The sequence below is a fragment of the Rhizobium sp. P28RR-XV genome, from assembly GCF_012641385.1.
GTDB lineage: Bacteria > Pseudomonadota > Alphaproteobacteria > Rhizobiales > Rhizobiaceae > Rhizobium.
Genome location: NZ_JABAIG010000001.1, coordinates 59,939 through 85,685, shown reverse-complemented (window position 1 = coordinate 85,685; position 25,747 = coordinate 59,939). Strand labels below are relative to the sequence as shown.

At 60.6% G+C, this 25,747-nt stretch carries 22 protein-coding genes and 1 other RNA gene; 12 read left to right on the top strand and 11 right to left on the bottom strand.

Annotated elements, in window-relative coordinates:
* Positions 1–59: 59 nt before the first annotated feature.
* From HGP12_RS00410 to HGP12_RS00400, 3 genes are all read right to left on the bottom strand, one after another.
* On the bottom strand, positions 60–578 hold the full coding sequence (locus tag HGP12_RS00410; protein WP_168843674.1) for a dihydrofolate reductase: 519 nt from the start codon (positions 576–578) through the stop codon (positions 60–62).
* A gap of 109 nt (positions 579–687) precedes the next feature.
* A complete protein-coding gene (locus HGP12_RS00405; protein WP_168843673.1) occupies positions 688–1,524 on the bottom strand; it encodes an NAD(P)-dependent oxidoreductase in 837 nt (278 codons plus the stop codon).
* Between the two features lie 101 nt (positions 1,525–1,625).
* Entirely contained in the window at positions 1,626–2,192 is a 567-nt protein-coding gene (locus HGP12_RS00400) for a helix-turn-helix domain-containing protein (protein WP_168843672.1), read from the bottom strand.
* A gap of 297 nt (positions 2,193–2,489) precedes the next feature.
* Between HGP12_RS00400 and HGP12_RS00395 the strand changes: the two genes are divergently transcribed.
* Together HGP12_RS00395 and HGP12_RS00390 are read left to right on the top strand one after the other, a co-directional pair.
* Complete coding sequence (locus tag HGP12_RS00395) at positions 2,490–3,017, top strand: GNAT family N-acetyltransferase (protein WP_168843671.1); 528 nt, start codon at positions 2,490–2,492, stop codon at positions 3,015–3,017.
* Between the two features lie 13 nt (positions 3,018–3,030).
* Positions 3,031–3,474: a DMT family transporter gene (locus tag HGP12_RS00390; protein WP_168843670.1), complete on the top strand. Its 444-nt coding sequence runs from the start codon at positions 3,031–3,033 to the stop codon at positions 3,472–3,474.
* Here HGP12_RS00390 and HGP12_RS00385 read toward each other — a convergent pair.
* On the bottom strand, positions 3,471–4,391 hold the full coding sequence (locus HGP12_RS00385; RefSeq protein WP_168843669.1) for a thymidylate synthase: 921 nt from the start codon (positions 4,389–4,391) through the stop codon (positions 3,471–3,473). The two genes, HGP12_RS00390 and HGP12_RS00385, sit on opposite strands and share 4 nt — an antisense overlap.
* Before the next feature lie 197 nt (positions 4,392–4,588).
* On the opposite strand from HGP12_RS00385, the gene ssrA reads away from it, so the two are divergent.
* From ssrA to HGP12_RS00365, 4 genes are all read left to right on the top strand, one after another.
* Positions 4,589–4,959, top strand: a transfer-messenger RNA (tmRNA) gene (ssrA, locus tag HGP12_RS00380).
* Positions 4,960–5,077: 118 nt separating this feature from the next.
* Positions 5,078–5,587 carry an SspB family protein gene (locus tag HGP12_RS00375; RefSeq protein ID WP_168843693.1) on the top strand — a complete coding sequence of 170 codons (510 nt, stop codon included), beginning with the start codon at positions 5,078–5,080 and terminating at the stop codon, positions 5,585–5,587.
* 48 nt (positions 5,588–5,635) lie between these two features.
* The gene (locus HGP12_RS00370; RefSeq protein ID WP_168843668.1) at positions 5,636–5,830 is read left to right on the top strand and encodes a DUF4169 family protein; all 195 of its coding nucleotides are present in this window, start codon (positions 5,636–5,638) and stop codon (positions 5,828–5,830) included.
* Positions 5,831–5,935: 105 nt separating this feature from the next.
* Positions 5,936–6,148: a ribbon-helix-helix domain-containing protein gene (locus HGP12_RS00365; protein ID WP_041677915.1), complete on the top strand. Its 213-nt coding sequence runs from the start codon at positions 5,936–5,938 to the stop codon at positions 6,146–6,148.
* A 186-nt stretch (positions 6,149–6,334) separates the two neighbouring features.
* On the opposite strand, the gene HGP12_RS00360 is transcribed toward HGP12_RS00365, so the two are convergent.
* Together HGP12_RS00360 and HGP12_RS00355 are read right to left on the bottom strand one after the other, a co-directional pair.
* A complete protein-coding gene (locus HGP12_RS00360) occupies positions 6,335–10,072 on the bottom strand; it encodes an AsmA family protein (protein ID WP_168843667.1) in 3,738 nt (1,245 codons plus the stop codon).
* A gap of 247 nt (positions 10,073–10,319) precedes the next feature.
* A complete protein-coding gene (locus tag HGP12_RS00355; RefSeq protein ID WP_168843666.1) occupies positions 10,320–11,732 on the bottom strand; it encodes an FAD-binding oxidoreductase in 1,413 nt (470 codons plus the stop codon).
* A gap of 320 nt (positions 11,733–12,052) precedes the next feature.
* Here HGP12_RS00355 and HGP12_RS00350 point away from each other — a divergent pair, with 320 nt between their 5' ends.
* The 4 genes from HGP12_RS00350 to HGP12_RS00335 all read left to right on the top strand — a co-directional run bounded on the left by HGP12_RS00350 (position 12,053) and on the right by HGP12_RS00335 (position 14,918).
* A complete protein-coding gene (locus HGP12_RS00350; protein WP_409526872.1) occupies positions 12,053–12,823 on the top strand; it encodes a transporter substrate-binding domain-containing protein in 771 nt (256 codons plus the stop codon).
* 64 nt (positions 12,824–12,887) lie between these two features.
* Positions 12,888–13,559: an amino acid ABC transporter permease gene (locus HGP12_RS00345; RefSeq protein WP_168843664.1), complete on the top strand. Its 672-nt coding sequence runs from the start codon at positions 12,888–12,890 to the stop codon at positions 13,557–13,559.
* Positions 13,556–14,215: an amino acid ABC transporter permease gene (locus HGP12_RS00340; protein ID WP_168843663.1), complete on the top strand. Its 660-nt coding sequence runs from the start codon at positions 13,556–13,558 to the stop codon at positions 14,213–14,215. Before HGP12_RS00345 ends, HGP12_RS00340 begins: the two co-directional genes overlap by 4 nt.
* On the top strand, positions 14,193–14,918 hold the full coding sequence (locus HGP12_RS00335) for an amino acid ABC transporter ATP-binding protein (protein WP_168843662.1): 726 nt from the start codon (positions 14,193–14,195) through the stop codon (positions 14,916–14,918). Before HGP12_RS00340 ends, HGP12_RS00335 begins: the two co-directional genes overlap by 23 nt.
* 13 nt (positions 14,919–14,931) lie before the next feature.
* Here the strand turns inward: HGP12_RS00335 and HGP12_RS00330 are convergent, their stop codons facing one another.
* Positions 14,932–15,819: an AraC family transcriptional regulator gene (locus HGP12_RS00330; RefSeq protein WP_409526871.1), complete on the bottom strand. Its 888-nt coding sequence runs from the start codon at positions 15,817–15,819 to the stop codon at positions 14,932–14,934.
* A 14-nt stretch (positions 15,820–15,833) separates the two neighbouring features.
* On the opposite strand from HGP12_RS00330, the gene HGP12_RS00325 reads away from it, so the two are divergent.
* The gene (locus HGP12_RS00325) at positions 15,834–16,241 is read left to right on the top strand and encodes a DUF2000 family protein (protein ID WP_168843660.1); all 408 of its coding nucleotides are present in this window, start codon (positions 15,834–15,836) and stop codon (positions 16,239–16,241) included.
* Positions 16,242–16,300: 59 nt separating this feature from the next.
* On the opposite strand, the gene HGP12_RS00320 is transcribed toward HGP12_RS00325, so the two are convergent.
* The 4 genes from HGP12_RS00320 to HGP12_RS00305 form a co-directional block, all read right to left on the bottom strand.
* A complete protein-coding gene (locus HGP12_RS00320; RefSeq protein ID WP_168843659.1) occupies positions 16,301–16,969 on the bottom strand; it encodes an OmpA family protein in 669 nt (222 codons plus the stop codon).
* Between the two features lie 188 nt (positions 16,970–17,157).
* Positions 17,158–18,132 (bottom strand): flagellin, encoded by a 975-nt coding sequence (locus HGP12_RS00315; RefSeq protein ID WP_168843692.1) that lies wholly within the window; start codon positions 18,130–18,132, stop codon positions 17,158–17,160.
* Positions 18,133–18,406: 274 nt separating this feature from the next.
* Positions 18,407–21,562, bottom strand: coding sequence for an efflux RND transporter permease subunit (locus HGP12_RS00310; RefSeq protein WP_168843658.1), 3,156 nt, complete (start codon positions 21,560–21,562; stop codon positions 18,407–18,409).
* Positions 21,559–22,725, bottom strand: a complete 1,167-nt coding sequence (locus tag HGP12_RS00305; protein ID WP_168843657.1) for an efflux RND transporter periplasmic adaptor subunit — start codon at positions 22,723–22,725, stop codon at positions 21,559–21,561. Before HGP12_RS00305 ends, HGP12_RS00310 begins: the two co-directional genes overlap by 4 nt.
* Positions 22,726–23,086: 361 nt before the next feature.
* Here HGP12_RS00305 and HGP12_RS00300 point away from each other — a divergent pair, with 361 nt between their 5' ends.
* Complete coding sequence (locus HGP12_RS00300; protein ID WP_168843656.1) at positions 23,087–25,552, top strand: ATP-dependent helicase; 2,466 nt, start codon at positions 23,087–23,089, stop codon at positions 25,550–25,552.
* The last annotated feature ends 195 nt before the right edge of the window (positions 25,553–25,747 follow it).

The following is a 25,747-nucleotide window of genomic DNA, read 5'->3' as shown; positions in this document are numbered from 1 at the left end:
CGAGACTTGAGGAAGTTCGTCGGATTCATTGGAAAATATTTGATTTTCGAGGCCAGCTCTTATGCTTTTCGCCTGAAATAGCTGACGAAACGTGTCGGATACGTGTCCTTCTCGCCGGCCGGCACTGCAAGCTCGCTTTCGGCCTGCCATATGGCGGGATCAACCGCTGGAAAGGCGGTGTCACCCTCCACATCAGCCTCCACATGGGTAATCAGTAAACGATCGGCAACTCCAATAGCCTGTCGATAGATCTCACCGCCGCCAAGGATACAGATTTCGTCGACATCGCTCTCGCGCGCAAGACGCGATGCAGCCTCGATACCCTCTTCAAGCGAATGCACCACCGCTATCCCTTCGACCGAGAAACCGGTGTCGCGGGTGATGACGATATTTGGCCGGCCGGGCAAGGGCCGGCCGATCGATTGGAACGTCTTTCGCCCCATGACCACGGGTTTGCCCAGAGTCATTGCCTTGAAGCGCTTGAGATCGGATGACAATCGCCAGGGCATGTCACCTTCGCGCCCGATGATGCCGTTGCGCGATACGGCAACGACGATGGTCTTGATCGGCTGGGTCATGCGTCTCCCTCACTCCATCTCCATGTCGCCGACACCAATCGAGTCGGCGCGGCGACTTTACATCAGGATGGCGGCCACGGGAGATGGAAGACGCCTCGCCGCTCCCGCCTCACACACCATTGTTGAATTTGTCGAGCTGGCCGGCCAGAAGACCTCCGTCGTCCCGATCCTCAGCCATCTTTCGATAGAGCCCGGCCATGCCCCTGAATATCAGCGCAGCGGGATCGTCTTCGCCAAGGAAATCCGAAATCTCCTCCATCTCGGCGACCCAACGATAGGCTTTGGGATACATGTCCGGAAGACCCAGCACGAATTTCGCATCGAGATCCGGCAGACTCTCCTGAAGCTCGCGTTTCAGGGCTGCATCCGCGCCCGAACGGATCGCCGCAAGCAGCATGGCCGTACCGAGACCGGTCACGCCCTTGTTGATGCCGGCATAGCACATCTTCAAGGCCGAAGCCGCGCCGATCGGCCCGTCGATGCGGCGAACCTGAAGTCCATGCTCCACAAGCGCGCCGCTATCGTTGGCCGCGTCGCCGCTGACATAGAGCTTCGGCCCCTTCTGGCCGGGCTTCGGCGGACCGCCAATGATGGAGCCATCGAGAACCACGCCGCAGTCGCTGCCGAAAATCGCCGCAACCTCGGCCATGGTCTTAGGCGAAATCGCGTTGCAGTCCATGAACGTCGTCTTACTGCCGTTTCGGCGCAGCTCGCCGGCGATCTGCTTGGCGACCGCAATCGCCTCAGCCGGTGGTACGATGGAAAGAATAAGAGGGGACGCAGCGACAACGTCCAGGCCGACCGGCTCCATCCCGGCTGCTTTCGCCCGCTCGATGGTCGAAGCCGAGCGTCCCTCGAGATAGGTGACCACCCTCGCCCCATTCTCGGCCAAACGCCGGCCAATGGCACTCCCCATTGCGCCGGCTCCGATGACTGCGATCTCCAAGGTCAATCTCCTTCTCCGCAGAGGAAGATGGCAGCATATCGCCCATCGCTCGGCCGGACGAGCGCAATGCCGCGCGGTAACGCCAAGTTTAACGCCACCCCTCATGCGCTGCGCAGCACGAGGACGGCATAGGTGCAGGGCATTCCGCTTTCATTCCTGAAGATGCAATCCGTCGGCGGCCCGAGCTCGAGGCAGTCGCCCGCCGACATCGAATGTCTCACATCTCCTTCGACAAAGGTCAGCCGCCCCTCCAGCACCCAGATGAGCTGCCGCATGAAGGCATAGGCCGATGCGGGCATCGGAACCTCCGCTCCCGCAGGCAATTCGATGCGCACGAGATCCAGCGGCAGATCGGACTTCGGGGAGACATGCCGCCGCTCGTAACCGGTCTGCGGATCGACCCAGACCGGTTGGTCCTCCTTTTTCAGGAAACGGCCTTGCTGCATCTCCGCACGCGCCATCAAGGTCGACATGCTCAAGCTGAAGGCGCCGGAAAGCTTGCCGAGCAGCGTCGCCGTCGGGCTGCTCTCGCCACGTTCGATCTTGTGGATCATGGCGCGGGACACTGTCGAGCGTTCGGCGAGCTCCGTCAGCGACCAGCCACGGCTTTCCCGTTCGATGCGAATGCGCGAGCCGATACGCCTATCGATATCATCAAGTTGAGACATGTGTTTACTATAGTGGACTTTCACAGTGGTGACAATCGCCGCACGCAGCTTTCCAATTTGAAGCTACACACATACTACCGATAAGCGCCCTCAATATTAGTCAAAAAACCTCCATTATCCGTTGATAATGGTGGTGGATTTTGATACGTCGACCACGACGCAAGCCGCTATCGAATTTTGCCGGCTACAGGATTTTTGTAATAATATAGTAGACAGATATCGAAATCGGTGTATGACAGCATGAAAGAGCAAGACCACACGCTCATCCAATTTAGTGGATAGCCCACGGAGCCGCCGATGCAAATTCGCGATGCGAGAGACGAGGATCTCGCGGGAATTACCGCGATCTACAATGACGCCGTCGCAAATACCGCCGCGATCTGGAACGATACGCAGGTCGATATCACCAATCGCAGACAATGGCTGCGGGATCGGCACAAGCTCGGTTATCCGGTACTGGTGGCGATCGACGATAGTGGCGACACCATCGGCTACGCCTCCTTCGGCGACTGGCGCGCCTTCGACGGCTATCGGCACACGGTCGAGCACTCCGTCTATGTCCGCAACGATCAATATCGCGGCGGCATCGGCAAGGCGCTCATGGTCGAGCTGATCGGGCGTGCCCGGGCGATCGGCAAGCATGCCATGGTCGCGGGCATCGAGGCCGGCAATGAGGCCTCGATCCGGCTGCACGAAAAGCTCGGCTTCCAACAGGTCGGCCTTCTTCCGCAGGTCGGCACCAAATTTGGACGCTGGCTCGATCTTGCGTTCCTGCAGCTTTTGCTTGATGAGCGTATCGATCCCGACTCCAAGCCGACCACCTGAAGGCGCAAGTATCATGCCGATCACGGTGGCAACGCTCATTCTCGCCGGCATATCGCTGGTTCTGCAGAACGCATTGATGGTGCGGATCACCCAGTCAGTATCGACCGTGCTTATCACGCTCGTCATCAACTCCTCGGTCGGGCTGACGGCGCTGCTCGTGATCCTGATTTCCCGCAACGGTATGGCCGGCCTTACGGAAGCGGCCGGTGCCATCAGGCCATGGGCCTTGCTGCCAGGCCTTCTTGGCTCCTTCTTCGTCTTTGCGGGCATACTGGGATATCAGCGCCTTGGCGCCGCACCCACCATTGCCGTGCTCGTCGCCAGCCAATTGCTGGCGGGCCTCGCCTTCGACGCCGCCATCTCCGGAAAGACGATGGCCGGTTTCAGCATGTGGCAGCTTGTCGGCGCCTTGCTGCTCGTCAGCGGCGCCGTTCTCGTTGCCGGCCGAAACGCCTAAACCGCAACCTCGGCCGCGATCGCGGCATGCGGCTCATAACCGACAACCTCGAAATCCTCGATGCGATAGTCGTCGATGCTGTCGGGCCGGCGCAGCAGACGCAGTGTCGGGAACGGCTTCGGCTCTCGGCTGAGCTGTTCGCGGATGGCATCGAGATGATTGAGATAGAGGTGCACGTCGCCGCCCGACCAGACCAGTCCTCCCACATCCATGTCGACCTGCTGCGCGACCATGGCTAACAAAGCCGCCTGCTGGGAGATGTTGAAGGGATTGCCCAGGAACAGATCGCATGAGCGCTGGAACACCATCAGGCTAAGGCGCGGCCGTTTGCCCCCCTCGGCCGAAATGTTCACCACATGAAACTGATAGACCATGTGGCAGGGATGCAGCGCCATGTCGGCAAGCTCTCCGACATTCCAGGCATGGAAAATCATCCGGCGGCTGCTAGGGTTGGTTTTGAGATCCTGGATGACAGAGGCCAGCTGGTCATGCACCCGCCCCTCGGCATCGCGCCACTGCCGCCACTGCTTGCCATAGACCGGGCCGAGATCGCCCCATTGAAGCGCGAAAGCCTCGTCCTCGAGGACCCGCTTTTCGAAGGCTAGCTGATCGATATCCTCTCCGGTGGCCTTGCGATATTTCGCCAGCGGCCAGTCGGTCCAGATCCGCACGTTCTCCTTGAGGAGATTGCGGATATTGGTGTCGCCGGTCAGGAACCAGAGCATCTCCTTGACGGCAAGTTTCCAGTAGACGCGCTTCGTCGTGAAGATCGGGATCTGCCCCTTCGAAAGGTCGAAGCGCATCATCGCGCCGAGGCCGCTCAAGGTGCCGACGCCCGTGCGGTCGATCCGGCGATCACCATGCTCGAGCAAGTGCTCCATCAGGTCGAGATATTGATACTCCGGGTGACGAGCCATCTTCCGCTCCGAAATCGCTTGAAATTTGCCGGCGGCACGGATGCCACCAGCGGCCGATTGCCGCCGTGTCCGGCCGATTCCTTTCTGGCGATTTTAATGACAAGCCGGGACGAAACCAACTGTAGAGAAACTTAATTCAGGCAAATCTCGCGCCCTCCAGCGCAAAGCGATGTTTCGGCGAAGCATTTATGACAATTGCCCTTCCCTTCGCGCGCGGAAAACACTATATCAGCCGTGCCGGTCTTCGGGCCGGCTATGGCGATAAATGAGCGGTGTAATAAACCTATTGGACCCGGGGGCGGTACCCGGCGCCTCCACCAAAAACCGGCCGGCAAGACTGGCGTCAGACCGGCTTTTGATGGGGGCGAAACAGGATCGACAAGGGTGTAAAGATCGACTTTTCGCTCGGCATTGTACCGCCGTTATCGGGCTAAAATTGTAGTTGCAAACGACAACTATGCGGAAGCTCGTCTCGCTGCTTAATCGCGGTGTGACACTTCAAATAAAGTCCTAAGGGGTCGCACTCTTAGGCGGGGTTCGAAGGCACCTGGCAACAGAAGCCTTCACCTTCTTCTCCATTGCTATATTATAGATCGTCAGGCGATGACTCGCGCATAGGGCTTTTCCGGCGACGTTCAGCGTGGCATAAGCCTATAAAAAACATGGCCAACGAAAGACAGGAAAGCATGGGGCAGGATCATATCCGCTACGACATTTTGGCACAGGACGCCTTGCGTGGAGTCATCCGCAAGGTGTTGACCGAGGTCGGCGCCACAGGTCGCCTGCCCGGTGACCATCATTTCTTCATCACTTTCCTGACAGGCGCTCCCGGCGTGCGCATCTCGCAGCACCTGAAGACGAAGTATCCCGAGCAGATGACCATCGTCATCCAGCATCAGTTCTGGGATCTGAAGATCACCGAAAGCCAGTTCGAGATCGGCCTCTCCTTCTCCGACGTTCCGGAAAAGCTGGTCGTCCCCTTCAATGCCATTCGCGGCTTCTACGATCCCTCCGTCAACTTCGAGCTGGAGTTCGACGTGCCGCTGGCCGACGAGGAGGAACTCTCCTCCAGCGAAATCACCGCCTATCCGGTGCCGGTCGAAGGCGAGGAAGCTCCGGCGGCAGCGGCCAAGGACGGCGAGGAAAAGAAACCGGGATCGGTCGTCTCTCTCGACGCGTTCCGCAAGAAGCAGTAGGCATGGATGGGGAGGCATTTGCCTCCCTTCGCATTTCATGGGTGATCGATGAGCGCCGAAATCGTCAATCTGCGTCAGTTTCGCAAGAAGCAGGCCCGCTCGGTCAAGGAAAAGCAGGCAGAGCAGAACCGTGTTACCTTCGGGCGGACCAAGACCGAAAAGAGCCTGACGAAAGCACTCAACGAGAAGAGCGTGAAAACGCACGAAGCGGGCCGAATGGAGACGACGGAGACCGAAGACTAATTTCGGTCCTGAGATAAAAAACTTCAGAAATCAGTTGCTTACTTCCGCGTTTTGAATCACTTTCAGACTTTATCCCACCATTTCCGATTTTTGATCGATCCGCCGATGATCCGTAAACATTCCGCGACGCTGCATGGCCATCGCACAAGCTTTTCCCTGGAAGACGCCTTCTGGACAGAACTGAAGGCCATTGCCAATGCGCGCGGCACCTCGCTCGCGGCACTGATCTCCGAGATCGACGACGGTCGCGAGGCCGGCAGCAACCTCTCCTCCGCACTCCGCCTCTACGTTCTCAAATGGCTGAAGGATCGCAACTAGAGCACATAGCGCAAAAATGCGCAGCGCGTTGCCTCCGGAATTACACAAAACAATTACATAAAACAAAGAGATGGAGCGGTTTGCCGATTCCGTGAAGCGCTGAACCACTCCAGCGAATTTCGCTAGGCCCGACGGTCGCAGACGCTTCGGAGGTTCGGCAGCCCTCGTTGCCCGCGAAGGCGTATGTTATTGCGCAATTCCGGGCAGCTCATTGAAATTCAAGGGGCCATTCGTTTGCGGCGGCTGGCCGTTGGGTGCAGGGATGCGCTGCGTTTCGGCCCTGGTCCTGGCTTCAGCGGCCGCCCTGGCCTTTGCTTCTTCTTCCGCCTGCTGCTTGGCCCTTGCCTCTTCTTGTGCCTGTTTTTGTGCGGCGGCCTGCCGGGCCAGATCGCGCAGGCGGATTTCCTCGGCACGGCGCTGCTGCTCGATGGCAGCATCACGCTGGCGTTGAGCTTCTCGTGCGATAACAGTAAATTTGTAGAGCGCCACCTCGCGCCGGAGCCGCTGCTTCTCGAGCACATTGGCCTGCAAGCGCTCGACACGCCGGCGCTCGCGCTCGAACGCGCGCACCGACAGGAAACTGGTCACATCGGTCACATCCATCGTTCGGCCCGGCGCCGTGAGCGGCCCGGCAAAATCGAGACGCAAGGCAGGCTCGGCGCCGCTCAACGCCTCGGCTCCCGCATTGAAATCGATGCCGAGGGATCCGCGCATGCGCTCGTCCGGCAGGCTCATTTCGGCATTGCCGGAGAGCTTCGCCACATCATTGCCGGCTGCAATATTCGTCGCGCGCGCCACCCCCGCGGAAATATTGAAGGGTATGCTCGTGGCCGGAAGCACCGCTTCGCCATTGTTGAGCAGCGTCTGCACGATCGGTAGCACCTTGGCAGCGGTGATATCGCCCTGGATCTGATCCGTCGCCGAAAGCAGGGGCGACAGGATGGAGAGATTGAGACCGCGCACATGCGTTTCGCCAAGCTTGAGCTCTCCCGAGCCGCTGGCATTGGCCGCAAGCTCGGCAACGCTCCTACCGCTCGCTTCCGCGTTCATGGCAAAGCCGAAACGACCACTGGCGAGCGGTGCGCCATCGCGCTGCCAGGCGACGGCAGCCAAATCGCCATCGATTAGACTGAGCTTGGCCTGCAGCAAGCCTGTGCCATCGGAATTGGCAAGCATGACGCTGCCGTTCAGCGTACCGCCGTTCCAGCCGCCAGCCAGATCATTGAGCCGTAATTCCTCACCCTTATACGAGGCATTGGCGGTAAAGTTCGAGATGGGACCGAATATGCCGGGCCAAACCTGCTTGGCTGAAAGCTTGACGCCGATATCAAGCCCGGTGAAAGCCGGCAAGCCGAGCTTGTCCTTGTCGAGACCCCCCGTCTTCGCGTCCGCGATCGGCCCATAGATCGCCTCCGCCAGCCAGCCGAAATCCGCCTTATCGAGCGACAATTCGCCCGATGCCTTGATATTCGGCGCCTTGCGATCGACGGTAAGCACGCCCGACATGGTGTTATCGGCAAGCAACCCCTTCATGTCGGAGAATACGATCTTGTCCGGGCTCAGCGCGACATTGGCCTGGAATTTCACCGGCAGGCCTGCTCCCATCTGCGGGATGCCGATGCCGTTCATCACGAAATAGGGGTCGAGATCGGTACTTTCGAGCGACAGGGCAATATTGCCGTTGAGGAAGGTATCGGGACGCACGTCGACCTTGCCGTTCGCCGTGAACGAGGTCTTGTCGGTAGCAAAGGTCAGTGCCGCATCGGCCGGATCGGTACCGTTGGCGGATACTTTCAACGTCAGGCGGCCATTGGCATCGGCCTCGACCGGCAGCGGATCAAGGCCGGCCTGGCCGAAGAGGATGGACGTAACGGAGTTTTCCAGCGTTCCCTCGAGCGTCGTCGTGCCCTTGCCCGTGAAGGCCGAGAGATCGGACATACGGTAATCGAAATTGACGCGGCTGCCGTTGGAGACGCCGGCCAGCGTCACCGTCAGCGCGTTGTCCTGGTCGCCGCCAAGCGTGACCGCTCCGCGAAGCGCTGTATTTCCGTACCATGCGGCGTTGCGCACCAATCGATCCATGACGGGATGATGCGGCAGATGCTGGCGCAGCATTTCGAAAAATGGGCCGGGATCGGCGGCCTTGAAGGTGATTTCGCCCGAGCCCTTATAGTGCGAAGGCTCACCGTCGGCGCGGCCGGTGGCGGTGATTTCAGCGCCTGCGACGTTGCGCACGGAAAGCTTGTCCAGTGTCAGCGCGCCGCCCGCTATGGAGAACGACGTGTCGACATTGTCGGCCGGCACGCCGAAGGCCATGAACTTGCCGGCCTGGAGATGCGCGGTGATCCGGTGATCGAACAGAGTTTCGTCGCTGTCCTGGCCGGTGAACAGCCCGGTCAGCGCCCTCAGCGCGTCGAGATCGAGCGCATCGCCGGCGAGATCGACCGCAAGTCTCGGCGGGTCCTTGTCATTCGGCACCTGGCGGTCAAGCCGGCCCTTGAGGATCGCCGAACCGACGGCGATCTCCAGATTTTCGAAACGCTGCTCTTCGTGCCGCAAGCTGACATCGGCGGAAAAACCGGCTTGGCGCAACTGGCGGATCGACGGATCCACGGACCCCACTAGCCAGGATGCCAGCCCCGACGGTTGGTTAGAGGCGACCACCAGATTTCCGATGAAATTCGGTTCGCCCTGCAGCATCAGATTGCCGCGGGCTTCGACCTGCGTACGTCCCGGCAGCGCACCGATCGCATGGTCGATCTTCCACCCCGTTCCCGCCGGTTCGAGATCGAGCTGCACGTCGCGGATCGTCGTGTCGCCGGCAACGATCGCCGGCAGGCGGAAGGTCGCCTTGCCCGGCACCTGCGGCACGGGAACTGCGGCGGCGATCGCAATTAGACTGTTCAGGCGCTGACGCGCGGAGACGGTCGGATTCCGGTTCGTCTTGCCGTTGGAGCCCTTGTTGCTGCCGAGCCGATTGACGTCGATCTGCTGACCATCGGCGGTCAACAGAAACTCCGGCTTGGAGCCCGTATCCAGGGTTGCCTCGCCGGTTACCACATAGGGATCGTCGTCGGCGCCGACTTCGAGGCGATATTCCGGAACGCGAATGCGATCATTCGTGAGCTCGAACCGGCCCTTGATGCGGGGCTCCACCTTCTGATCGGCGGAATCGTGGGCCTGCTTGTCACTGACACCAGCCGTGAAGGAGCCCATGTAGTCCGGCTTGCTGTCGACAAGCTTCAGCTCGCCGTCGAGATCGACATTCACGGGATGGCGGTCGGGCATCAGCCGGGTGCGGACGCGCAGGACGCCGTTGTCGTCGGGCTGGCTGCTGGAAACGGTGAAGTTGCCATGCTCGCCGTCCAGCGCCGCATCGCCTTCCATGCGCCATGGCCCGGCCAGCGACCTCGCCGACATTTGGGCATTGAAGCCGGTGACATGCCGGGTGCGGCCCGTCTGCTCGTCGATGAAGAGGATATCGCCCTCTTCGACGTGGACGCTTTCGAGCACCACCGATTTTGCCGGAATCTCGGGCAGGCTGCCGCGCATCCAGTCGAGCGTCCCATCCTTCAACAGACGCAGACGTACATTCGGCTTCGATACGCGCATATCGAAGATCAGCGCTTCGCCGGAAAGGAAAGGTGCCAGTTCGGCGTCCATCGAGAATTCCGCTATCTGCACCAGCGGCGTCCCATCGGCTTCCTGGCCGACGCGGACATCGTGCAGCGTTACCGACGGAAACGGCAGAATGCGGGCATCGACGGTGCCGTGAACGGTCACCTTCTTGCCGATGATGCGGCTCGCCTGATCCTCGAAATTCTTGCGAAAATCGGTCCAGTCTATGAAGAGCGGAGCAAGCAGCGCCACGAACAGCGCCACCACGAGCAATCCACCCAGAAAAACCAGGACCTTACCTAACAACGCGTATCGTCTCCAATCTTCATTCCCAACTTCCGCCAAGATGTCTCTTGTCAGAGCGCATACACGGCATAACCTAGAATATGCACAGTTCTACCCGATCCCCGCCCGTCACAGCAGCTCTTTTTAAGAGCTATGCCCCATCTAGCGCATACATGTGGCTTTTCATGAAAAAAACCGCCTAAGTGCGGCTGCAGCCTAGCGTCATTCGCACCTGTAGCAAGCCAAGATCATGAAAATATTCCATCTTTCAGTGCCTGCGGAATATCTTGCCGGGATTGAAAATAGCATCCGGATCGAGCGACTCCTTGATCTGGCGCATTAGATCGACCGCATCGCCAAGTTCCTGCTCGAGAAATGCCATCTTCCCCTGCCCTATCCCATGTTCGCCCGTGCAGGTGCCATCCATGGCAAGCGCACGCGCATTGAGGCGCGCGACGAAATCCTCGACCACGGCGATCCCTTCCGGCGTCTTGTCATCGAACAGGACAAGCACGTGAAAATTGCCGTCGCCGGCATGGCCGACGATCGGTGCCAGCAGGCCATGCGCTTCGATATCGGCCTGGGTTTCCGCGACGCATTCGGCAAGGCGTGAGATGGGTACGCAGACGTCCGTCGACAGGGCAGCCAGCTCCGGCGCCAGCGCCCGGCAGGCCCAATAGGCGTCGTGACGCGCCTTCCAGAGCTTGTTGCGTTCCTCCGCATTGCTAGCCCATAGAAACTCGCCACCGCCGCATTCGGCTGCGATCTCGGCAAATTGCGCCGACTGCAGCTCGACGGTCTCGTCCGTCCCGTGAAATTCGAGGAAAAGCGTGGGCTTCTCATCGTAGCTGAGGCCGGAATAGCGGTTGCAGGCCCGCATCTGCATGGCATCCAGCAACTCGATGCGCGCGACGGGCACGCCCATCTGGATCGTCATGATCACGGCATCGCAAGCCGCCTTGACATCCGGAAAGGCGCAGGCGCCGCCGGCGATCTTCTGCGGAATGCCCTGCAGGCGCAGCGTGATCGAGGTCAGCACACCGAGCGTGCCTTCCGCTCCGACGAAGAGCCGGGTTAGATCGTAGCCGGCGGATGATTTTCTGGCGCGGCGGGCGGTGCGGATTTCCTCGCCATTGGCGGTCACGACGGTCAAGGACAGCACATTGTCCTTCATCGTGCCGTAGCGCACGGCATTCGTGCCCGACGCGCGCGTCGATGCCATGCCGCCGATCGAGGCATTGGCGCCAGGATCGATGGGGAAGAACAGGCCGGTATCGCGCAGATAGGTGTTAAGCTGTTCACGCGTGACGCCGGGCTCGACCGTACAATCCAGATCCTCGGCATTGACCTCAAGGACGCGGTTCATCCGGCTGAAATCGATGGAAATCCCGCCTTGCGGTGCATTTACCTGCCCCTCCAGCGAAGAGCCGGTGCCGAATGGAATGATCGGAACCCTATGCTCGGCGCATGCCTTGACGACGGTCTGCACGTCTTCACGCGTTTCGGCGAACACCACGCCGTCAGGAAGCTGCGGTGGGATATAGGTCGTCGTGTGAGCATGTTGGCCGCGAAAGCTTTCACCGGTCTGGAAACGCTCTCCGAAGGTCTGCTTCAGAATGCCGACAACGGCCGATATGCCAGCCTCGTTGCGTGTTCCCGCCTTTGCATCAGCCAAAACCATAGTCCGTATCCCCGATCGCGGTCACCAAGGGCGTTAACCCCTTATTGGTTCTATGAGGCATTTGGGGCGGAACTGTCCAGTCATGAAGTGAACCATTTCCGGCGCATGGGTTCGGCGGCATTCAAACAAGCACGGGAATAGCAATTGCTCATTTTTTAATCACAATTGATCCGGCCGCAGTGAGAGATGAAGCACTCTCATGGCGATATCTGCAGCCGATGGAGCAATATACCATCGACTGGCATAGGTCTTGCCTTCTGCTTTCCAGACTTGAAACGCCACGACTGGAAGGACATTCGATGAAGCGCAGACAATTGCTCATGGCACTCGGTATCGCGATGCTGGCGACGGGGTCGCTTTCCCCGCACGCGGCTCGGGCGGATGCCTTGAGCGACATAACCTCGCGCGGCACCCTCCGCGTCGCCGTCCCGCAGGACTTCCCGCCGTTTGGCAGCGTCGGCCCGGACATGACGCCGATGGGTTATGATATCGATATGGCCAATCTGATCGGCGAAAAGCTCGGCGTGAAAACCGAACTCGTACCGGTCACCAGCGCCAACCGCATCCCCTACCTGCAGACGAACAAGGTCGACCTGGTGATTTCGAGCCTGGGCAAGAATGCCGAGCGCCAGGCGGTCATCGATTTTTCCGATCCTTACGCACCCTTCTTCAATGGCGTCTTCGGTCCGGGCGACGTCGCCGCCGCCAAGCCGGAAGACCTTTCCGGCAAGACGATCGGCGTCACCCGCGGCGCAATCGAGGATCTGGCGTTGACAAAGGTCGCGCCGCAGGACGCCACGATCAAGCGCTACGAGGACAATAACGGCACCATCTCCGCCTTCCTGTCCGGGCAGGTCCAGCTGGTCGCGACCGGTAACGTTGTCGCCGCGGCCATTCTCGCCAAGAACCCGCCGAAGAAGCCGGAGATGAAATTCCTCGTCACCAACTCCCCCTGCTACATCGGGCTCAGCAAGAACGAACCGGCCCTGCAGAAAAAGGTCGATGAGATCATCGCCGCAGCCAAGGCCGATGGAACGCTGAACAAGATATCGCAGAAATGGCTGGGCGCCGACCTGCCGGCTGGCTTCTGATGAAGGCGCGGCCGACTTCACCGTCAGCGGGCGATGCAGTCGGTCCCCGGCAAGGCTTTACCTCATGCGCTATCATTTCGACTTCGGCTGGCTCGCCGACTATTATCCAGCCCTAATCAAGGGCGTTTTCGTCACGGTGGAATTGACCCTGATCGGTGCCGTGTTCGGCATTCTGCTCGGGATAGCCTGCGCCTGGGCGCGCGCGCTCGGTCCGCGCTGGCTGAAACCCTTCGTCGCTGCCTATGTCGAGCTGATCCGCAACACGCCGTTTCTGATCCAGCTCTTCTTCATTTTCTTCGGCCTGCCCGGCATCGGCGTTCAGATGAACGAGATGACGGCCGCCAATCTCGCGATGATCATCAATCTCGGCGCCTATAGCTGCGAGATCATCCGAGCCGGCATCCAGGCGACGCCGCGCGGTCAGTTCGAAGCCGGCGACAGCCTTGCCATGACCAAGTTCGAAACCTTCCGACACGTCGTCCTCGCGCCATCCTTGCAGCGCATCTGGCCGGCGCTGTCATCCCAGGTCGTCATCGTCATGCTCGGCTCCTCGGTCGTCTCGCAGATCGCTGCCGAAGATCTGACCTTCGCGGCAAACTTCATCCAGTCGCGCTCGTTCCGCGCCTTCGAAGCCTATTTTGCCTCCACGGCGATCTACCTCGTGCTGGCGATCCTACTCCGACAGGCACTCGCGGCCGTGGGGATGCTGATCTTTCCACGCAGGACCCGCCAATGATCCAGTTCACCACATGGGATATCCTGCGCGGCCTGCTTCTGGCCGCACGCTGGACGCTATTGCTGTCGCTTGTCTCCTTCGCCGGGGGCGCCATCGTGGGCGCGATCCTGCTGTTTTTGCGCATCGGAAAGGCCAGGGCCGGCCGCATCGCGGTCAAATACTTTGTCGAGCTATTTCAGGGCACGCCGCTGCTGATGCAGCTCTTCCTTGCCTTCTTCGGCCTCGGATTGTTCGGCATCGACGTGCCGGCATGGCTTGCCGCGGGCGCCGCACTCACCCTCTGGTCATCGGCCTTTCTGATCGAAATCTGGCGCGGCTGCGTCGAGGCCGTCGCTAAGGGGCAATGGGAGGCCTCGGCCAGTCTCGGCATGGGCTATCTGCAGCAGATGCGCTACGTCATCTTGCCCCAGGCGCTGCGCATCGCCGTGCCGCCGACCGTCGGCTTCTCCGTGCAGGTGGTCAAGGGCACGGCCCTGACCTCCATCATCGGCTTTGTCGAACTGTCCAAGGCCGGCACCGTCATCACCAATGCGACCTTCCAGCCGTTCACTGTCTATGGCTTCGTCGCGCTCATCTATTTCGCCCTGTGCTGGCCGCTGTCGAAAAGCAGCCAGATCCTGGAGAGGAAGCTCAATGTCGCTCATCGAAATCACTGAAGTCCACAAGAGCTTCGGCGCCAATGAAGTCCTCAAAGGCATCAATCTCGATGTCGAGCCCGGCGAAGTCATCGCCATCATCGGTAAGAGCGGTTCGGGAAAATCGACGCTGCTGCGCTGCATCAACGGGCTGGAAACGATCAATGACGGCTCGATTTCCGTGGCCGGCGCACAGCTTTTGCCTGACGACCTGCACCTGAAGGCGCTCCGGCTAAAGGTCGGGATGATCTTCCAGCAATTCAATCTCTTCCCGCATCTGAGCGCGGGACGCAACGTCATGCTGTCGCAGATGGTCGTCAAGAAGACCGCCAAGGCCGACGCCGAGGCGATGGCGCGGCGGATGCTCGATCGCGTCGGCCTCGGGCACAAGTTCGATGCCTATCCGGATGAACTCTCCGGCGGCCAGCAGCAGCGCGTCGCCATCGCAAGAGCGCTTGCCATGCAGCCGATCGCACTTCTCTGCGATGAAATTACCTCCGCGCTGGATCCGGAACTGGTGGCGGAAGTTCTCGCCGTCGTGCGCGAGCTGGCGGGCGAAGGCATGACGCTGCTGATGGTGACGCATGAGATGAAATTCGCTCGTGACGTCTGCTCGCGCGTGGTTTTCATGCACCAGGGCCGCGTACACGAAATTGGCCAACCCGGCGAAGTCTTTGCCAATCCCCGGACGCCGGAACTCAGGCAGTTCCTCGGCGTTCATTGACGGCCGGCAGGCGCTACCCGGCTCTCTGCACCATATTGTTCCAGGCACCCGGCGCGATGCCGAACGCTTTCTTGAAATGCCGGGTCAGATGGCTCTGGTCGGCAAATCCGGTCGCGGCGGCAACCTCCGCGATCGGCTCGCCCGCGCCGATCATCGCCTTTGCCTGCTGCAGCCGCCGCATCAGCAAGAAGCGGTGCGGACTGGTGGCAAACGCGGCGCGGAAATGCCGTGCCAGCGCAAAACGGTCAAGTCCCGTGATGCGCTCCAGTTCCTGAGAGCGCACGCCGCGCGTGACATGCTCTTCGAGATAGTCCCGTGCAGTTTTCACCTGCCCCCAGGCAATGCTGCCCAATGGCCGCTGCGGCAGGCGGGCATGCTGGACGAGGCCATCGGTCAGTCGAGAGAGGAAATCATCGACGAAGAGGTCGTCCAGCTTACGATCAAGCTCGCCGAGCGCCGCTAGCAACAACCCGGCAAGCCGATCATCCCTCACGATCGGATCATCGACGAAAGGCAGACCGATCCGCGCCGCCTCCAGACATTGAAACAGCACCGAAGGTTCCAGATACAGCATGCGATAGACGAGCCCGTCCTCGGTCGCCGCCCCGCCGTCATGCAGCTCGTCCGGATGAAGGATGATTACCCGTCCCGGCAGGCTGTAGCGCTGTTCACCGCGGTAACGGAACGTCTGCACGCCCCGCATGGTGACGCCGAGCGCATAGGTGTCGTGCCGGTGCAGTTCGAATGCATCACCCCGAAACTGAGCCTGAATGCGCTCGATGCCCGGATAGGCCGGCGCGGACAGGATGCGGTTGGCGTCGGGCGCCACGCACAAACGTTCAAGACCCTCGAAGATCTGTCCGGTTACATCCTCGCGCAACGTCCCATTCCCAGACTGCATGAAAGTGACCACCGATGTTCGATACCAAAATCGCGATCGTGCTGCGAAGCGATCTTCAATCCTGGCAGAAGCTGAATGTAACTGCCTTCCTGTCGACAGGCATAGCCGGACAATATCCCGATATCATCGGCGAACCCTATCGCGATCGCACCGGCAACGTCTACAATGCTTTGTCGATCCAGCCCATTATCGTGCTTTCGGCTGAGCCGGAGAACATTGCCGCCATTCATCGCCGTTCGCTGGAGCGTGGCGTTACTTCTTCCATCTTCATCGAGGAAATGTTTTCAACCGGCCATGACGTCGCCAATCGCGCAGTCTTCTCCGAATTCGCGCCGGAGGACGCCAAGGTGGTGGGCATCGCGCTGCGCGGCGAAAAGAAAATTGTCGACAAGATCACCAAGGGCGCCAGCATGCACGCGTGATCTGTCATACAATAAAAACGGCCGGATCGTGAGACCCGGCCGTCGTCGTCGAAAAAGACTTATCCGTTCTGCGTGATCGGCGCGATCTGGATTTCGACGCGGCGGTTCTGGGCGCGGCCAGCCTCGCTCGCATTCGATGCGACCGGCTGCGACGGGCCGAAGCCGATGGCCGACATGCGGCGCTGGTCGATGCCCTGGCTGCCGAGGTAGGAGGCAACCGATCCGGCGCGGCGTTCGGACAGATCCTGATTATGCTGCAGGCTGCCGGTCGAATCCGTATGTCCGTTGACGTCGATGAGGGTGCGGTTGAACTTGCGCAGAACGATCGCGACGGAATTCAGTGTCGAGAAGAACTCCGGCTTGATCGCATCCTGGTCGATGTCAAAGGTGATCGCCGACGGCATGTTCAGGATGATGCGGTCGCCGGCGCGGGTCACCGAAACGCCGGTGCCCTGCAGCTGCGCACGCAGTTCGGATTCCTGCTGGTCCATGTAGTTGCCGATACCGGCGCCTGCGAGCGCACCGACGCCAGCGCCGATCAGCGCGGCATTGCGGCGTGAGGCCGGCGAATGGCCGATCAGAAGACCGGCAACGGCGCCGACACCGGCACCGAGCGCTGCACCGCCGGCGGTATTGGAGACTTTCTGCTCACCCGTATAGGGATCGGTGGTGGTGCATGCGTTCAAAAAGGCTGCCGCTAGGGCAAGAATGGCAATTTTCTTGATCATGGAATCGTCGCTCTCCGGTTCGATGGCCGCAGCAGATATGAAGCATTAAGGCGATATCATGAAGAGGAATCTTATTCGGACCATTATCCCCTGTGCATAGGGCGGGAAGGAAGCTTTTGATGAAGCCGATTGAAATCCGGATATGAGAAGCCGTCCATCAACACGGCTCCTCCGGACCCCATCGGAAATCAAAAGCTCTTGAAGAGCTGCAGAACCGTATTGTAGCTCGCATTGGCAATCGAGAGCGATTGCAATCCGAGCTGCTGCTGGGCCTGCAGCGCCAGAACCTTACTCGACTGCTGCTCCATATCGGCATCCACGAGCTTGCCGACACCGCTGGTCAAGGAATCGCTGAGGTTCTTGGCGAACTCGGTTTGGAGATTGATGCGCGATTCGAGTGAACCGAAGGCGGATCCGATCGTCTGGAGCTGGTTCAGCATTCCCGTCACGGTGTTGACCATGTCGGCGATAGAGCCTTGCGTCGTATTCGCATCGAGCGAGATCTCCACCTGGCCGCTGGTGTTGCCGTTCTTGCTGTTGAGCAGCACGTAGTTTTTCGCAGCGCCGGCCTCGGTCGCAAAGGCCGTCGAGGTCAGGACGCCGTAACCGCCGGTGCCGCTTGACTGATCGTCTATCAGGTAACGCGCATCGCTCGAGGTGATGGGGCCGGTCGTCGAACTTACGCCTTCATAATTCAGCATGCCGATCGTGATGGTTCCGTTCGTACCGCGAATGAGGGATCCAGGAACCTCATGTGGCGCGGTGGGGTCCGCTCCGTCCTGCAGTACGGTCCAGTTGACGCCATTGAAGGTCGCCGACTCCCCGACGCTGCGCAACTGCTCTTTCAGCTGGGTAAGCTCGTCGTTGAGCTTCGTCTTGTCGACACTGGTTTCATAGGCGCTGACAAGCTTCGTCCTGATTTCGGTCACGACGTCGATTGCACTGCTCACGCCTGTGGAAGCGGTGCTGACGGTCGAGACGGCAAGACCGAGCGCATCCTGCACCGACGAGATGGCCCCGACGTCGGTATGCGTCAAAGTCGAGATTTTCCAGTATGTGGCGTCGTCTTTGACTGACTGCACCCGCAGGCCTGATGACATCTGCCGCTCGGCATTGGTCAATTTGGTCTTGGTATCCCTCAGCACTTCCAGTGCTGTGTTCATAGAGGGACTGACCCTGATGAAGGTCGAAAAAATACTCACGGCACATGAACTCCGGACGCAACAATACGCAACAAATACAAGGAGACATTGGAACCTTGCCGCGAGCGCTCATGCGCGCGGGCCGAGCGTGTCGGCGAACGGGGAGCAAGGCAAAACAACACCTTCGCTCCAGCGGTTACATATCGCTATGATTAGCAAACATGCTTAAAAAAGCGCTAAACGAAACGCCTAATTTACCATAAATAAGCGCAACGCCTGTACGGGCGCAACCTGCCTATTCCGCCGCGCGAAGATTGGTCAGCTTCGAACGCAGCGCCGCATCGGACATTTCGTCGTGCAGACGCTGCTCCTCATGCGTCTGCGGCTTTGCAAAGCGGGCAATCAGGAGGTAGGCGACCGGCGTGATGTAAAGCGTGACCAGCGTCGCAAAACCAAGGCCGCCGACGATTACCCAGCCAAGCGCAATGCGCGCTTCCGCGCCCGCGCCTTCCGCAAAGACAAGCGGCACGCCGCCGAGGATGGTCGCGATCATCGTCATCATGACCGGACGCAGACGCAGCGCACAGGCTTTTTCGATCGCCTCACGCACGCTCTCGCCCTTGTCGCGAAGCTGGTTGGCGAATTCGACGATCAGGATGCCGTTCTTCGCCATCACGCCGACAAGCAGCACCAGGCCGATCTGGCTGTAGATGTTGAGGCTCGATCCTGTGATGACCAGCGCGAAGACAGCGCAGGCGAGGCCGAGCGGCACCGTCGACATGATGATCAGCGACGACAGCACGCTTTCGAACTGCGCCGCAAGCACCAGGAAGATGATGACGATGGCAAAGCCGAAAGTGAGTGCCATGCCGCTGGAATTCTCCTCGAGTGTCGCGGCTTCGGCGAGCGGCATCAACCGCGCGCCGGGCGGCAACAGCGGTGTAGCGACCCGCGTGATTTCCTCGACAGCTTGTCCGAGCGACATGCCGCTCTTGAGACCGGCGGTGATCGCAACCGAGGCCAGTTGCTGCTCACGGGTCAATTGCGGCGCGACGGCATTCTCTTTCAGCGATGCGATGACCGACATCGGCACGATCTTGCCGTCGCCGGTCTTCAGATAGACGTTTTCGAGATCTGTCGGATCGTCGATCGGCCGCATCGTCGAGGTCAGCAGCACCGGATAGGATTCACCTGCGACGAAAACGTCGACGACGGAGCGCCCCTCGAGCAACGACTGCAGCGCCATCGAAAGCCCCGATATATCGATACCGAGATCGGACGCCCGCTCCCGATCGATGGTGACGGAGACCTGGGCCTGCGTCGGCTCGTTGTTGAGCCGCGGTGTGTCGAACTGCCCCGTCTTGTCGAGCTCCTGAACGAGCTTGAGAGCCGCCTCGGTCAGCGCCTCGTGATTGTTTCCGATGAGGGCCATCTGCACGCCGCTGCCGGCGCCGCGGATGCGAAGGCTGTTGGCCTGGATGACATTGCCGCGAAGCGCCGGCACGCCGGCCATGGCACGGTTGATATCGGTGACGATGTCCTGCTGCGTGCGATAGCGCTCGCTCCATGGCGCGAGGGTCAAGACCATGAAGCCGCTGTTCTTCTGGCTGTTCATGCCCGAGATTGCGTAGATATTGCGGATATCGCCGCTATCCATCAGCGGCTGCAGACGCTCCTCGACACGCTGCAGCTGATCCTTCGTATAATCGAGGCCAGCTCCCTGCGGCGTGGTGAGACGCAGCATGACCATAGCGCGATCCTCGCTTGGCGTCAGCTCGCTTTTGACATTCACGAAGGCCAGAACGGCGGCGGCCGAAAACATCACGCAGAAAACGATGACGATAAGCGGTGCGTTGAGACAGGCCCGGAGCGTGCGGCGATAGACGCCGGCAAAAAGCTCGCCGAAACGGCCGAGCACTCCGTGTTCCTCGCGCATTTCCTTGGTCAGCATGCGCGAGGCAAGCATCGGGCAGAGCGTCAGCGCCACGATCGAGGACAGCCCGACGGAGAAGGCGAGCACGAAGCCGAATTCGCGGAAAAGGCCCCCCACCTGTCCCGGCAGGAAAGACAGCGGAATGAACACGGCGGCAAGCGTTGCCGTCGTCGCAATCACGGCGAAGAAGACCTCGCGCGCGCCGAGCACGGCAGCCGCGCGCGGCCCGATCTTCTCCGCCCTGCGCCGCACAATGTTCTCAAGCACGACGATGGCGTCGTCGACCACGAGGCCCGTCGCAAGCACGATTGCGAGCAGCGTCAGGATATTGACCGAGAAGCCGACCATATAGAGCGCGGCAAGCGTGCCGATCAGCGCCACCGGCATGGTGACGACCGGGATCAACGTCGCCCGCCAGTCGCGCAGGAAGAGATAGATGACCACCGTGACGATCAGCGCCGACAGGACAAGCGCCAACACGACCTCGTGGATCGCTCCCTGAATGAACTGGGCGTCATCGCTGGTGACGACGATGCGCGTGCCTTCGGGCAGCGATTTCGACAGTTGCACAACGACGGCTTTGACGCCTTCGGAAATATTCAGCGTATTCGATTGCGCCTGGCGGATGATGCCGAGGCCGACGCCCTGCACGCCGTTCGAGCGCAGCGCAGTCGTGCCGTCTCTCGGCCCGAGCGTCACGGTCGCGACATCGGAGAGCCGCACGCGATTCCTGATGATCAGCCGGGAGAAATCCTCCGGCGTCTGCAATGCGGCCGTCGCTCGCACGACGATATTCTGTCGGGCGCTCTTCAGCGATCCCGCCGGCACATCGAGCGCGGCGGTCGCAAGCGCCGTCGTCAGATCGCCGATCGTGAGGCCTCGGCTGGCGAGGGCAGCCTGGTCGACGTCGATGCGGAAGATTTTCTCCTGATCGCCGTAAAGCTCGACATCGGCGACGCCTTCGACGGAGGCCAGCCGGTCGGTGATCTCCTTGTCGACGAGCTGCGTCAGGTCGTCCATCGTCATCGTACTGGAGGTGACGGCAAGGCGCATGATCGGTTGCGAATCCGAATCCGCCTTGACGATCTGCGGCGCGTCCGCCTGATCAGGCAATTGTTCGGTGATGCGGCCGATGGCATCTCGGACATCGTTGGCCGCAACCGAAAGATCGGTCGCATCGGAAAATTCAAGCGTCACCCTGCTCTGACCGAAGGACGAGCTGGAAGAGACCGATTTCAGGCCGCTGACGCGGGCAACGGCCCCTTCGATGATTTTCGTCAGCTCCTGATCCACCGTCTGCGGCGATGCGCCATCGAACATAGTTCGAACAGTCACGACGGGACGGTCAACATCGGGCAGCTCGCGCACCTCAACACCGAAATAGGCGGCAAGGCCGGCAACGACCATCAACGTGTTGAAGACCAGCGCCAGGATGGGCCGGCGCACGAACAGCGCCATGAAGGATTGCTTGGCGGCAGTCGAGCCGGCATCCGCAGTGTCATCGCCCTGCGTCATCATTGAGTGATGACCTCCCTGGCCTCGGCGACATCACGGGCAAAGCGAACGTCGCCGCCTTCCGTCATGCGCTGCAATCCCTCGATGACGATGAGATCACCATTGCAGAGTTCGCCCCTGACCAGCACCGCATCCGGATTGCGCTGCACGATGCTGACGCGCACCTTCGAGGACTTGCCATCGACGACGCGCCAGACATGCGCACCGGCACCATCCCATTGCACCGCCAGCGGATCGACGGAAGGATAGGTTTCGCCGGAAAAGCGCATGCCGACATTGAAAGACATGCCGGCGCGCAATTCGTCGGAGGCATTATCGATGCGGGCGCGCACGCGCAGCGTCCGGCTGGCGCCGTCGACGCGATTGTCGACCGCCTCGACAGCGCCCGAGAAGACGCGTCCCGGCAGCGCGACCGAGGTCGCTTCCACCGGCTGATCGACCTTCACAGTGTTGGCGAAGCGCTCCGGCACCCAGTAATCCACCAGGATTTCCGAGCGATCGTCCAACATCACGATATTGGTCGTCGTCGTCACATTGTCACCGACGACAACGGGCACGATGCCGACGATGCCGTCTATCGGCGCGACGATATCGCGGCGCTTCAGCGCCAGCTCCGCCGATTGCAGCGCCAGCTTCGCGCCCTGCTCGGCGATCTCCGCATCGAAAACATCGATGCGCGACACGCTGGACTTGATGTTGCGGTAGAGTTGGGATTTCTCGGCCGCGCTCTTCAGCGCCACCTCCGCCTGGCCGCGGGCGATGATCTGCTCGTCGTCGTCGAGACGCGCCAGCACTTGGCCCTGCTTGACCCTGTCACCGGACTTGATGAGGATTTCCCGGATCGTGCCAGCCGCCTGCGGCATGACGACGACCGAACGGATGGCGTCACCCGTGCCGATCGCGCTGAGGCGATCGTTGACGACGCCGCTGACGACGGCTTCCGTCACGACAAGCGGTACATTCCGGCCGCGCCGCGCGCCGTCATTGGCCGTGTCGCCGCTCTTCTCCGCCTTGGCATCTTGGTCGCGCGTGATTGCCGCCACAATCGTCTCGGGAATACCGACCTTCTGCAACAGACCGGCGGCGCTGGGCACAAGAGCCACGACGGCAACAATGCCTGCCGCCAGCAAGAGAAAAGACAAGAAAAGCTGCTTCCAGGCGGTCATGCACGTCTCCGGCTCATTGTGTCAGAGGCGATGAAATCGCGTCGTTGGTTTTTGTACGGCCCCTACACACCCAGCGCACTTACCGGGGCCAAATTCTGATCAGGCGGCTCTATAATGCAAGATTGTGCCCGATTTGCTGCAATATCGTGTTTTGAGCATATGCGGCAAGTTTTGCCGCTGATTATGACAAAGTTGTAATCTTGGGATCGACAACGGGACGTTTCACCGGCGCACCGGCTGATCGATTCCGATATGGAAGACGGCCCTCAAGCGAGCACTATGCCCTGTGAATGTGCACTTTTTGTTCTAGTTTCGGCCCGTTTCTTTTGCCTTTCGGGGTAGAATCATTACATTGGGCCGCATGACCATTGGACATGACGATATTCCCTTCTTTGACGAGGAGCCGGAGCACACTGCGCCGCGCCGTTCAGCGCCGGCTGCCGGCGGCACCGGCGGCGGTATTGCCGCCCGCGCCATGGCGGCGCGCGACAGCGGCCGCCGGCCGGATTATCTCGCAGGCCTCAACTCGGAACAGACGGAAGCAGTCGAGACGCTTGACGGCCCCGTTCTGGTGCTTGCCGGTGCCGGCACCGGTAAGACGCGCGTGCTGACGACCCGCATCGCCCATATCCTGTCCACCAACCGCGCCTTCCCCAGCCAGATCCTCGCCGTCACCTTCACCAACAAGGCGGCCCGCGAGATGAAGGAACGCATCGCGCTGCTCGTCGGCGGTGCGGTCGAAGGCATGCCCTGGCTCGGCACCTTCCATTCGATCGGCGTCAAGCTTTTGCGCCGCCATTCCGAGCTGGTCGGCCTTTCTTCCAGCTTCACCATTCTCGATACGGACGATGTCATCCGCCTGATCAAGCAGTTGATCCAGGCCGAGGGCCTGGACGACAAGCGCTGGCCGGCCAAGCAGTTCGCCGGGATGATCGACACCTGGAAGAACAAGGGGCTCAGCCCCGCCGATATTCCGGAAGGCGATGCGCGGGCCTTCGCCAACGGCAAGGGCCGCGAACTCTACAGTGCCTATCAGAACCGCCTGAAGACGCTGAACGCCTGCGACTTCGGCGATCTTTTGCTGCATCCGATCAATATGTTCCGGCAAAATCCTGATATTCTGAAGGATTATCACCAGCGCTTCCGCTACATCCTGGTCGATGAGTATCAGGACACCAATACGGCGCAATATATGTGGCTTCGCCTGCTAGCCCAGCGACAGAAGGGCGAGCCACAGAACGTCTGTTGCGTCGGCGATGATGACCAGTCGATCTATGGCTGGCGCGGTGCCGAAGTGGACAACATCCTGCGCTTCGAGAAGGATTTTCCCGGCGCCAAGGTCATCAAGCTCGAGCGCAACTACCGCTCGACGGAGCATATTCTCGGTGCCGCCGCGCATCTGATCGCCCATAACGAGGGCCGGCTCGGCAAGACGCTGTTCACCGATCGCTCAGACCCCGACGACATTAAGGTGCAAGTGCACGCCTCCTGGGATTCCGAGGAGGAAGCGCGCGCGATCGGCGAAGAGATCGAGCAGCTTCAGCGCAACAAGCATAATCTGAACGACATCTCGATCCTCGTGCGCGCGTCTTTCCAGATGCGCGAGTTCGAAGACCGTTTCGTCACGCTCGGCCTGAATTATCGCGTCGTCGGCGGCCCGCGCTTCTACGAGCGCCTCGAAATCCGCGATGCCATGGCCTATTTCCGCCTCGTCTGCCAGCCGGCTGACGATCTCGCCTTCGAACGCATCGTCAATACGCCGAAGCGCGGTTTGGGCGACACCACGGTCCGCGCCCTGCACGATTACGCCCGTGCTCGCGATATCCCGATGCTGGCGGCAGCAGCGGATATCATCGAGACGGACGAGATGAAGCCGAAGGCGCGCAAGGCGCTGTTCGATGTCGTGCAATCCTTCCGCCGCTGGCAGGGCCTGCTTGAAAACACGCCCCATACCGAGCTTGCCGAGCAGATCCTTGAAGAGTCCGGCTATACGGACATGTGGAAGAACGACAAATCGGCGGAAGCGCCGGGACGCCTGGAAAACCTCAAGGAACTCGTCCGCTCCATGGATAGTTTCGAATCCATGCGCGGCTTCCTCGAGCACGTCTCGCTTGTCATGGATGCCGAGCAGAACGAAAATCTCGACGCCGTTTCGATCATGACGCTGCACTCCGCCAAGGGTTTGGAATTCGATACGGTGTTCCTGCCCGGCTGGGAGGAAGGCCTGTTTCCGCATCAGCGCTCGCTCGACGAAAACGGCCGCGCCGGCCTGGAGGAAGAGCGCCGCCTCGCCTATGTCGGGATTACCCGCGCCAAGCGCCGTTGCCACATCTGGTTCGTCTCCAACCGCCGCATCCATGGCCTCTGGCAATCGACTATTCCGTCCCGCTTCCTCGACGAACTGCCGGAAACGCATGTTCAGGTTGCCGAGGTCGAGCAGTCCTACGGCGGATATGGCCGCGGCGGCTACGGCCAGTCACGCTTCGACAAGGCCGATCCCTTCGCCAATTCCTATTCCACCCCCGGCTGGAAGCGCGCCCAGGCAAATCGCAACGATGCGACCCGCGACAACTGGGGCAGCCGCTCCGGCCACGCCGTCGAGCGCATCGGCTACGGCGAAAGCGGCCCGAAGGTGCGCACCATCGACGGTGAGCTGGTGGCCAAATCCACCTCCTCCGAACCCTCCAAATTCGCCATCGGCGACCGCGTCTTCCACATCAAGTTCGGCAACGGCAATGTCTCCGAGATCGAGGGCAACAAGCTGACCATCGAATTCGACCGCGCCGGGCAGAAGCGGGTGCTGGACGGGTTTGTGGAGAGGGTTTGATCGGCGAGGCCGATTATCTCGCTTGGGATAAGAGGGGCGGCCCCAATGCATCCGCGAAGACTTGGTTGATTGTGGCTCTCCTTCTCTCCCACACACTCCGTCATCCTCGGGCTTGACCCGAGGATGACGGAGTGTGGGGTATGGCAGGGTGGCAAACGCGAACCCCATTCTTTGCCAACCATAGGTCATCCACCA

Coding starts and splice junctions, on each gene's coding strand:
- HGP12_RS00410 (WP_168843674.1), bottom strand. CDS start 578: ATGACCCAGCCGATCAAGACCATCGTCGTTGCCGTATCGCGCAACGGC.
- HGP12_RS00400 (WP_168843672.1), bottom strand. CDS start 2,192: ATGTCTCAACTTGATGATATCGATAGGCGTATCGGCTCGCGCATTCGC.
- HGP12_RS00395 (WP_168843671.1), top strand. CDS start 2,490: ATGCAAATTCGCGATGCGAGAGACGAGGATCTCGCGGGAATTACCGCG.
- HGP12_RS00390 (WP_168843670.1), top strand. CDS start 3,031: ATGCCGATCACGGTGGCAACGCTCATTCTCGCCGGCATATCGCTGGTT.
- HGP12_RS00385 (WP_168843669.1), bottom strand. CDS start 4,391: ATGGCTCGTCACCCGGAGTATCAATATCTCGACCTGATGGAGCACTTG.
- HGP12_RS00375 (WP_168843693.1), top strand. CDS start 5,078: ATGGGGCAGGATCATATCCGCTACGACATTTTGGCACAGGACGCCTTG.
- HGP12_RS00370 (WP_168843668.1), top strand. CDS start 5,636: ATGAGCGCCGAAATCGTCAATCTGCGTCAGTTTCGCAAGAAGCAGGCC.
- HGP12_RS00365 (WP_041677915.1), top strand. CDS start 5,936: ATGATCCGTAAACATTCCGCGACGCTGCATGGCCATCGCACAAGCTTT.
- HGP12_RS00355 (WP_168843666.1), bottom strand. CDS start 11,732: ATGGTTTTGGCTGATGCAAAGGCGGGAACACGCAACGAGGCTGGCATA.
- HGP12_RS00350 (WP_409526872.1), top strand. CDS start 12,053: ATGGCACTCGGTATCGCGATGCTGGCGACGGGGTCGCTTTCCCCGCAC.
- HGP12_RS00345 (WP_168843664.1), top strand. CDS start 12,888: ATGCGCTATCATTTCGACTTCGGCTGGCTCGCCGACTATTATCCAGCC.
- HGP12_RS00340 (WP_168843663.1), top strand. CDS start 13,556: ATGATCCAGTTCACCACATGGGATATCCTGCGCGGCCTGCTTCTGGCC.
- HGP12_RS00335 (WP_168843662.1), top strand. CDS start 14,193: ATGTCGCTCATCGAAATCACTGAAGTCCACAAGAGCTTCGGCGCCAAT.
- HGP12_RS00330 (WP_409526871.1), bottom strand. CDS start 15,819: ATGCAGTCTGGGAATGGGACGTTGCGCGAGGATGTAACCGGACAGATC.
- HGP12_RS00325 (WP_168843660.1), top strand. CDS start 15,834: ATGTTCGATACCAAAATCGCGATCGTGCTGCGAAGCGATCTTCAATCC.
- HGP12_RS00320 (WP_168843659.1), bottom strand. CDS start 16,969: ATGATCAAGAAAATTGCCATTCTTGCCCTAGCGGCAGCCTTTTTGAAC.
- HGP12_RS00315 (WP_168843692.1), bottom strand. CDS start 18,132: ATGAACACAGCACTGGAAGTGCTGAGGGATACCAAGACCAAATTGACC.
- HGP12_RS00310 (WP_168843658.1), bottom strand. CDS start 21,562: ATGATGACGCAGGGCGATGACACTGCGGATGCCGGCTCGACTGCCGCC.
- HGP12_RS00305 (WP_168843657.1), bottom strand. CDS start 22,725: ATGACCGCCTGGAAGCAGCTTTTCTTGTCTTTTCTCTTGCTGGCGGCA.
- HGP12_RS00300 (WP_168843656.1), top strand. CDS start 23,087: ATGACCATTGGACATGACGATATTCCCTTCTTTGACGAGGAGCCGGAG.